Source organism: uncultured Parasphingorhabdus sp. (assembly GCF_963975735.1).
Lineage (GTDB): Bacteria > Pseudomonadota > Alphaproteobacteria > Sphingomonadales > Sphingomonadaceae > Parasphingorhabdus.
In genome coordinates this window covers 1-9,067 of sequence record NZ_CAXBIA010000030.1, presented here as the reverse complement: position 1 = coordinate 9,067, position 9,067 = coordinate 1, and the positions used below count along the sequence as shown (strand labels likewise).

4 protein-coding genes are annotated in these 9,067 nt (G+C 53.8%); all 4 read left to right on the top strand.

From position 1 onward, the window contains the following. The first annotated feature begins 210 nt into the window (after positions 1-210). Entirely contained in the window at positions 211-1,527 is a 1,317-nt protein-coding gene (locus AACZ86_RS16350; protein ID WP_339694699.1) for a site-specific integrase, read from the top strand. Between the two features lie 273 nt (positions 1,528-1,800). Continuing rightward, entirely contained in the window at positions 1,801-2,922 is a 1,122-nt protein-coding gene (locus AACZ86_RS16345) for a Fic family protein (RefSeq protein ID WP_339694695.1), read from the top strand. A gap of 57 nt (positions 2,923-2,979) precedes the next feature. Beyond that, positions 2,980-6,483, top strand: a complete 3,504-nt coding sequence (locus AACZ86_RS16340; RefSeq protein WP_339694690.1) for a DNA methyltransferase — start codon at positions 2,980-2,982, stop codon at positions 6,481-6,483. A gap of 27 nt (positions 6,484-6,510) precedes the next feature. Then, complete coding sequence (locus AACZ86_RS16335; protein WP_335653890.1) at positions 6,511-8,529, top strand: ATP-binding protein; 2,019 nt, start codon at positions 6,511-6,513, stop codon at positions 8,527-8,529. Positions 8,530-9,067 lie beyond the last annotated feature (538 nt).

Here is a 9,067-nt window from a genome sequence, read left to right as displayed (position 1 = left end):
TCGTCAGGCTCATAACCTGAAGGTCGTAGGTTCAAATCCTACTCCCGCAACCAACTTAAAGCATCAAATACAATAACTTAACGAATAGCCTCGGTCGAAAGACTGGGGCTTTTGTTCGTTTTGGAGCTAACACATAGCTAACACATTTTGACTCTTTCTCTAAAACCTGATAGCCGTAGGTCATCATATCCCAATTGGTGGAGGCGACGTGTGGAAAGTCACCGAGTTCTCAATGGCAAGGTGCAGCTGTATCGGCGCGGTGAGAGTCGCATCTGGCAATGCTCTGCTTCAGTCGGCGGTAAACAACGACGGGCCACAACCAAGCGTGAAAGTCTCGCGCTGGCATCCGAGTTTGCCGAAGACTGGTATCTTGCACTTCGCGGCAAAGATCACGCTGGCATTCTCCTGTCGGAGAAGAGTTTTGCCCAAGCCGCAACACAGTTTCTTGCCGAGTATGAAGTTATTACCGAAGGTGAGCGCAGCCAGAAGTGGACCGAGGGACATGAAATCCGGTTGCGGATTCATTTGCTGCCTTTCTTCGGCGAGCTTGGCGTCTCGAAAGTGACCCCGGCCAAAGTGCAGGATTATCGCGTTCACCGGATGACGTCGCGGCTTGAACCAAATCCTGCGTCACGCAGCAATCGACCGTTGGTGGACAAACCGCCAGCGCGCAGCACCCTACATAATGAAATCGTCACTTTACGAATGGTTCTGAAGACAGCCATCCGCAACGGGTGGCTTGAGCATTTGCCTGACCTATCACCGCCTTACAGAACGCAGGGCAAGATCGTCCACCGTCCTTGGTTCAGTCCAGCCGAATACAAGCAGCTCTATGAAGCCACGCGCGCCTATGCGCGTGATCCCTTCCATGAGCGTGACAGGTGGAATGCCGAACAGGTCCATGATTATGTCCTATTTCTAGCCAACACTGGCCTGCGGCCCGATGAGGCAAAAAATCTCCAGCATCGCGATGTTGCTATTGTCGAAGACGAGGCAACTGGTGAGACGCTCCTCGAAATTGAGGTGCGAGGTAAACGCGGCGTTGGCTATTGTAAGTCGATGCCGAGCGCGGTCAGACCGTATGAACGATTACTCAATCGGCCAAAACCTGTTCAGGCGGAAAGCCGCCGTGAGAAGCAGCGACGGCGTAAAGAAGGCCTGCCGCCATTGTCAGAAGACCCGCCGGAACCGGAATATCCAGAACTACGGGACTCTGTGTTTCCCGGTAATCATGTGAGATTATTCAACGGTATTTTGGAGCGGGCCAACCTCAAGCGCGACCGGGATGAGAAGCCCCGCACTGCCTATAGTCTGCGTCACACCTATATTTGTATGCGGTTGATGGAGGGGGCCGACATCTACCAGATCGCCAAAAACTGCCGCACCAGCGTCGAGATGATTGAGAAATTCTATGCCGCGCACATCAAGAGCACTCTTGATGCGGCCTCCATCAACGTCCGTAGGCCCAAACCCCTTAGAGCCTCGAAATCGTCACCTCGCGCCGAGGTTGATCTTGACGATGAATAGGCTTGTTACGGGCATGGATGGAACAGACCGCTGAACAGCAGTGTTCCCATGTCCAATGAGGCGAGCTGACCAAAGGGGAAGCGCCTCAACTTTTCGCGAAATGACAATCGAAGGATATTGTCATGCTGGCCACCAGAATCCTGAACGGGATTCGGCCATCGCCACAACTTAACGACGCGAAGCGACATTTTTGCCTTTGATGATTGATTGGCACTCGCTTTATCAATCACAATACTGTTATATCATGATTGATAGAAAGGGTTCTTATCGATCATGCGCTGGAACTGGCAACTTCCTGCCTGGCCTGACTTTCGCTTCGACGCGGAATCTATCCGCATGTCAGAAGCACAATTCTTAAAAGGTTCCGGTGTTGTAATCGGGGCATTGCATCATCTTGACGACGATGAACGCAACGGCTTGACCATCGAACTTATTTCCCAAGAAATTGTCGATAGCTCTGCCATAGAAGGCGAAATCCTTGACCGCGATAGCGTCCAATCATCACTGGCACGGCATCTGGGCTTTGCTGCCGACCAGCGCCGGGCAAGCGCCGCTGAGGCCGGTGCTGCCGAGCTTATGGCCGATGTCTATCGCAGCCATGCCGCGCCGCTTGACGATCAGACGCTGTTTGCGTGGCACGCGATGCTAATGAATGGTCGCCGCGACATTGCTGATGTCGGGCGCTACCGGACACACGAAGATCCGATGCAGATTGTGTCTGGCGCACTCCAGGCACCGCGCGTGCATTTTGAAGCGCCGCCGTCAACAGATGTGCCGATGGAGATGTCTCGCTTTATTGCATGGTTCAACGAAAGCGCCCCGTCATCACCAAATCAAGTTCCTGCGATCACGCGGGCGGCTATCGCTCACCTTTGGTTTGAGAGCATTCATCCCTTTGAAGACGGCAATGGCCGGATTGGGCGCGCGATTGCTGAAAAAGCTTTAGCACAAAGTCTCGCAACCCCGACGCTGACCGCGCTTGCAGAGACGATTCATCGCCACCGCAAAGCCTATTATGCCGCGCTTCACCTTGGAAGCCAAAGCAACGACATTGATGCGTGGCTGACATGGTTTGCCGATATTGTCATCGAGGCGCAGGCTCGCACGATTACCCGCATACGGTTCCTGATTGAAAAAACACGCCTGTTTGATCGCCTTCGCGGCGAGATCAACGAGAGGCAGGAAAAGGCCTTGATCCGAATGTTCCGCGAAGGGCCAGATGGATTCGAAGGCGGGTTAAGCGCTGGAAACTATCGGACGATTACCGGTGCAACCACAGCGACTTCGACGCGCGATTTGAATGACTTGATTGCAAAAAATGCGCTGATCCGCACTGGCGAGCGTCGCTATGCGCGCTACAGACTGGCGGTGGATATTGGGGGCGATAACAAATGACAGCGCCCCTTCGTTTGTTGATTGCGAGTAATGTGTCCCGGCGTCTAAAGATAATCCGTGCAGAATAATAATCAGATAAATTCATTTATTGCGGACTGGGCCATTACCGGCGGTTCGGAGCTTGCCAATACGCAGAGCTTCGTGAACGGACTTTGCGTCCTCATTGGAGTTGACTCTCCCAATGGCAGCCAGCCTGATGACGCTCACAATGATTATGTCTTTGAACGCCGCGTGTTCCAGGACAATGGCGACGGCACAACCAGTTTTGGTCGCTTAGACGCCTATAAGCGTGATTGTTTCGTGCTGGAGGCAAAGCAAGGCACGGATGCGGACCGTGAAGCTGCGAAACGCGGAGAAGCTGACTTTTTCGGCAAACCCGCAGCCGAAAAGCTGAAGCAAGGCACCGCCAAGCGCGGCACTCCGGGCTGGGCTGCGGCGATGCTGAAAGCCAAAGGACAGGCCGAACGCTATGCCAAGGCATTGCCGCTCGAACATGGCTGGCCGCCATTTCTCTTAATTACCGATGTTGGCCATTGCATTGATGTCTATGCCGATTTCAGCGGAACCGGAAAGCAATATACCCAGTTTCCCGACGCGGCCCGTTTCCGCATCAAACTGGATGATCTGCGGCATGAGGATGTCCGCTCCCGTTTGGCAACCATCTGGACTGACCCACTCAGCCTTGACCCCTCCAAGGAAGCGGCCAAGGTCACGCGGGAAATTGCCGACCGGCTTGCCGCATTGTCCAAACGGCTAGAGGCGCGAGAGCAAAACCCGACACGCGTTGCTGATTTCCTGATGCGCTGCCTTTTCACGATGTTTGCCGAAGATGTCGGCCTTATTCCGGACGGTAGTTTTACCGCGCTCCTTAAAAAGATGCAGACGCGACCTGAAAATCTAACGCCCGCACTGACCGATCTATGGGCGAAGATGGACACTGGCGGTTTTGTCGGCGCGCTGGGTGATGCCGGAGAGACCGTCCGAAAATTCAATGGCTATCTGTTCAAAGATCAGACTGTCATCCCTCTGGATGCCGACGAAATCGGGCTTTTAATCCAGTCATCCGAAAAGAAATGGAACGATGTTGAGCCAGCGATTTTCGGCACCTTGCTTGAACGCGCGCTCGACGGCAAAGAACGCGCCAAGCTGGGCGCGCATTATACCCCGCGTGCCTATGTCGAACGGTTGGTATTGCCCACCGTCATCGAACCGCTGCGTGCTGATTGGGCGGGTGTGCAGGCGGCGGCGACAAGCCTGATTGAGGCCGACAAAGCCAATGAGGCGCGCGCGGTTGTCGAAAAATTTCATGGAACGCTAGCGCAAACCAAAGTTCTTGACCCTGCCTGCGGCACGGGCAATTTCCTCTATGTTGCGCTGGCACGGATGAAAGAGCTTGAAGGCGAAGTCGTCTCGCTGCTGATCGAACTGGGCGACAAGCAATATGTAGCGGAAATGAGCGGCCACACGATTACTCCCGAAAATTTCCTTGGTATCGAGATAAACCCGCGCGCGGCGGCGATTGCACAATTGGTTTTGTGGATCGGCTACCTGCAATGGCATTTCCGGGTTTCTGGCGAAGGACGAATGCCGCCCGAACCCGTGCTGCGCGACGTAAAGACCATCGAAAACCGCGATGCCCTTATCTCGTGGGATAAGAAAGTCCTTGAACGCGACGAACATGGCAAGCCGCTCACCCGTTGGGACGGCGAGACGATGAAGCTGCATCCCGTGACCGGAAAGAAGGTTCCCGATGAGGATGCGCGCGTCGAGGTTGAACGCTATGTCGGTGCAAAGGCAGCAAAATGGCCCAAAGCGGATTTCATTGTCGGTAATCCGCCGTTCATCGGCGGCAAGGATGTTCGAGAACGATTGGGCGGCGGCTATTTTGATGCGCTGTTCAAAACCACTAATGTTCCCGAATCCGCTGATTTCGTTATGCACTGGTGGGACAAGGCGGCGCTTGCAACAAGAAAGAAAACGGTACGACGCTTTGGTTTCATCACGACCAATTCGCTGCCACAAACATTCAGCCGCCGTGTCGTTGCCAAATATCTGGAAAACAAAGACCGGATCAGTCTGACGTTCGCCATTCCCAATCACCCTTGGGTTGATTCCAGCGACGGCGCAGCGGTGCGTATTGCAATGACCGTGGCGCAGCCCGGTAAAGCAGAAGGCTTGCTGCGAGCCGTCACGGACGAAAGCGCCGCCCCTGATAGCGTGACCTTCGATAGCAAGCAGGGAATGATAAACAGCGATCTCCGTATCGGTGCGGATGTCACAGCAGCAGTCCCGCTCAAATCCAATGACAAGCTCGCTTCGCGCGGAGTTCAGCTGATGGGGAGCGGCTTTATTCTTTCGCCGGAAGAGGCCGAAAAACTTGGATTTACAACCTCAAACGATAAGCCGCGCTTTCGCTCAGGCAATCCCGGCGATGCCAATGTGATATTTGATTATCGCAATGGCCGCGACCTGGCATCACGCTCGCGCGATGTAAAAGTCATCGACCTTTATGGCCTGACCGAGGCCGAAGCGCGGGACCAGCATCCGGCGGTATATCAGCACGTTCTTTCAAATGTGAAACCGCACCGCGCCCAGAACAACCGCGCCAGTTACCGCGAAAACTGGTGGATTTATGGCGAAGCGCGCAGCGAGATGCGGAAGGCTATGGCCGGAATTGATCGCTATATCGCAACCATTGAAACCGCAAAGCACCGGGTGTTCCAGTTTCTGCCAATAGGCATTGTCCCGGATAATAAGCTGATTTGTTCTGCACTAGATGATGCGTGGCATCTTGGCGTGTTGTCGAGTGCAATACATGGCGCATGGGCGCTAGCGGCGGGCGGTCGCCTTGGAATGGGGGACGATCCAGTATATGCCAAATCAGCTTGTTTTGATCCGTTTCCATTCCCAGCGGACGTTGCTGATACTCTAAAAGCCCGTATCCGTGAGGAAGCTGAAAAACTGGATGCGTTGCGTAAGAAAGTGTTGGCTGAACATTCGGATATAACACTGACCGGGCTATACAATGCGCTGGAAGCCATTCGCGTCGCCGAACAGGAAAAGACCGCGATAGAACCGAAGCTGAAAGACATCGCAACACGCGGGCAAGTCTCGCTCATCAAACAGCATCACGATGCAATCGATGCCGCCGTTGCCGAAGCTTACGGCTGGCCTGCTAATTTGTCGGATGATGAAATCCTTACCCGCTTGGTGGCGCTCAACAGGGAACGGGCCGCTGAAGAAGCCAAGGGCGTCGTCCGTTGGCTGCGCCCTGAATATCAATCGCCGGGCGAAACCGCCAAGCCGGTGAACCGCGATCTCGATCTGGGCGATGCCCCCGCTTTGCCGGTTGTTGCAACAATCATCCCGTGGCCAAAAACACTTGCCGAACAAGTCAGCGCTGTCGCCAATATTCTTGCCGCATCGCCATTACCCCAACACCCCCGCGACATCGCCCGCGCTATCAAAGGCACAAACGCCAAGGGCATAACCCCCGTGCTGGACGCCCTAACCGCGATCGGACAGGCGCGGCGGCTTGCAGATGGACGGTATGCGGCGTGAAATTAAAATATCAGAGAAAGTCCGATTATGACTTCACTTAGGCCAAATATCGTCAAACGCATTGAGCGTTTGCCAAAGCCCAAAAATGTGACTGCTGCGATGCAACCACTTTTTGAGGCCATTTCGAATGCCATTCATTCAGTTCAAAACCGGTTTGGGGAGACTGTCAGCAAGCAAGGGCAGATTCACGTCACCGTGAACACCAATCGTAACAAGGATAAAGTGTGGGCGACTGTCGAAGATAACGGCTTTGGACTAGACGAGAAGAATTGGGACGCTTTTACCGAAACCGACACGGACAACAAAATTTCGATTGGTGGTAAAGGCGTCGGGCGGCTCTTATGGCTGGATTGCTTCCAGAAGATTAGCGTCGTCAGCACGTTCAAATCCAAAGACGGCATGGAAACACGATCCTTTGACTTCATGTTGAAGCGGAATGACCAAATTCAGAACGAGAAAATAGAGGCAGTCGGATCGACCCAGAGCCCGTCTTTCTTCGTTCGTTTCGATGGATTGCGTGATAACGGGTATCTTTCGAATTTTCCGGGCCGCGACAGCTTTGTTTTTCAACATTTGACTTCGCATTTCTTGCCGACATTCATCGGCAAGAAATGCCCCCAAATTTCGGTCTATGTTGGCGATGAGACCCGTCATTATCCTGCCGAGATCGACAACATCGTTCACCGCAAGCAAGCTGACATACAGCTTGAGACCGAAGAATATGGCCTACTGCTGTTAACCCTTATGGAATGCGATAAAGTTGCCAGCGCGGACCTCAAAGGACACCATTTTGTCCATTTTATTGCTCACGACCGGACGGTCCAGTCTCAAAGCATCGACGGTAAGCTAGGTCTGAAATATTTTGGCAGCGACAATGACCGTGTATTCCACGCTATTTTAACAGGCGAATATCTCGACACGAATGTGAATCAGGAGCGGACGGCTTTCATGTTCGAAGATGTTGTTCTCGACCGCATCATCAATGATGTTTGCAGTTCGTATATTGAGGAGTTTCTCAAGGAACCCCTTGAGAAACTTGGTGGCGAGCAGCGCGAGAAGATTGAACAGATAACAGAAAGCTATCCATCTGTTGCCTTCGGTAACACCGAAGAACTTCAGACCAAAATCCCTTCGGGTGAACTGAAAGAGGATGCCATTTACGGGCATTTGGCTCGTGAGCGCTTTCGCAGAGACCAGCGGCAGGCTGATAAAATTAAATCCGTCCTCAGCCGATTGAGAGGTGGTGAAGCTGACGCCGCTTCCTTTGCCGATGCCATTTCGGAAGCCGGTTCAGCGATTGAGGATGCAGAGCAACGCAGCCTTGCAGAGTATATCGTGCGCCGGAAGGTCGTTCTCGATTTTATCGAAATACTTCTGGAAAAAGTGCGTGATGATACACGGGACAGTTCGTATCAGCGCGAGGACATCCTTCACTCGTTCATTTGCCCGCTACGCATAAATACAATTGAAGATGGCACGAAAAAAGTTGAATCTGCATCATCTCACGATCTCTGGATCATCGATGAACGGCTAACCTTTGCGCAATATTTCAGCTCTGACGTCGAGTTTTCAACGTTGTCGCAGGCTATCGAAAGCGACGAACGCCCTGATGTCCTAATCTTTGATTATGTTCACGGTTTGCGACAAACCGAAGAACCGTCCAAAGTTCTTTTGGTCGAATTCAAACGGCCGGGCCGGTCAAGCTACGGTGACAATGAAAATCCTCAGTCGCAAGTCGAGCGTTATGTGCGGCGGTTGCAAGAGGGAAAATTAAGTGATGTGAAAGGGCGACCGATCAAGCTTGATGATCGCACCGTTTTCCATTGTTTCATCGTTGCAGATATTGTCGGTAAAATTGATGAATGGACATATACTTGGCAACGCACAGCGGATGGGCGCGGGCGTCTATATCAGCCGCAAAGCGGGTTTCAGGGTTCGATAGAGCTGATCGGATGGGACGCACTTTTGGGCGACGCGCGAGCGCGCAATCAGGCGTTTTTTGATCGCGCTGGTATTTCAGGCAAGAGTTATTTTAGCCTAGATTGAACGCCTGCGGACAAGTCCGCACCGCGCTCTATTCCGCGATCCCGCCTTCGCGGGCTCACTCCACCGAGCCGCCTTTGGCGTCTCGGCCTGCCGGTGACGATCGCATGGCGCAAGAGGAAGGGCAGTCCTGGCGGACCGCTGGTGATGAGCGGGATTTTTAAGGACGCACTCTTTCCCGCTGCGCTCCTTGAGGGTGCGACTTTTTTGTTCTGACCCGCAGGCACTCTTGCCTCTCTCCTTGCCCGGTGGGCGCTGGCGCACAGTTGCGCGCGCACACCACCGCGCGGCGTCGCGCCGTGCAAGGGTGCCGTTCTTGTTGGGCCGCTTCGCGGATGGGATAATCGCGATTGTTAGCGATTGATATGGACGGCGCGGACGCGCCGGCGTTGTTTTCCGGCACCAGAGAGACGGTGTGGGCGGCGCTCCCGGCTAGGCCCGCCGCGCTCAGGCGCAACCCGGCAAGCCGGGTATTTCTCTTTGTTTCATCCCTTCGGGTGCGCCTGACCGCTTGATGCGGGCCTTTCTGGTCGCTCTTGCC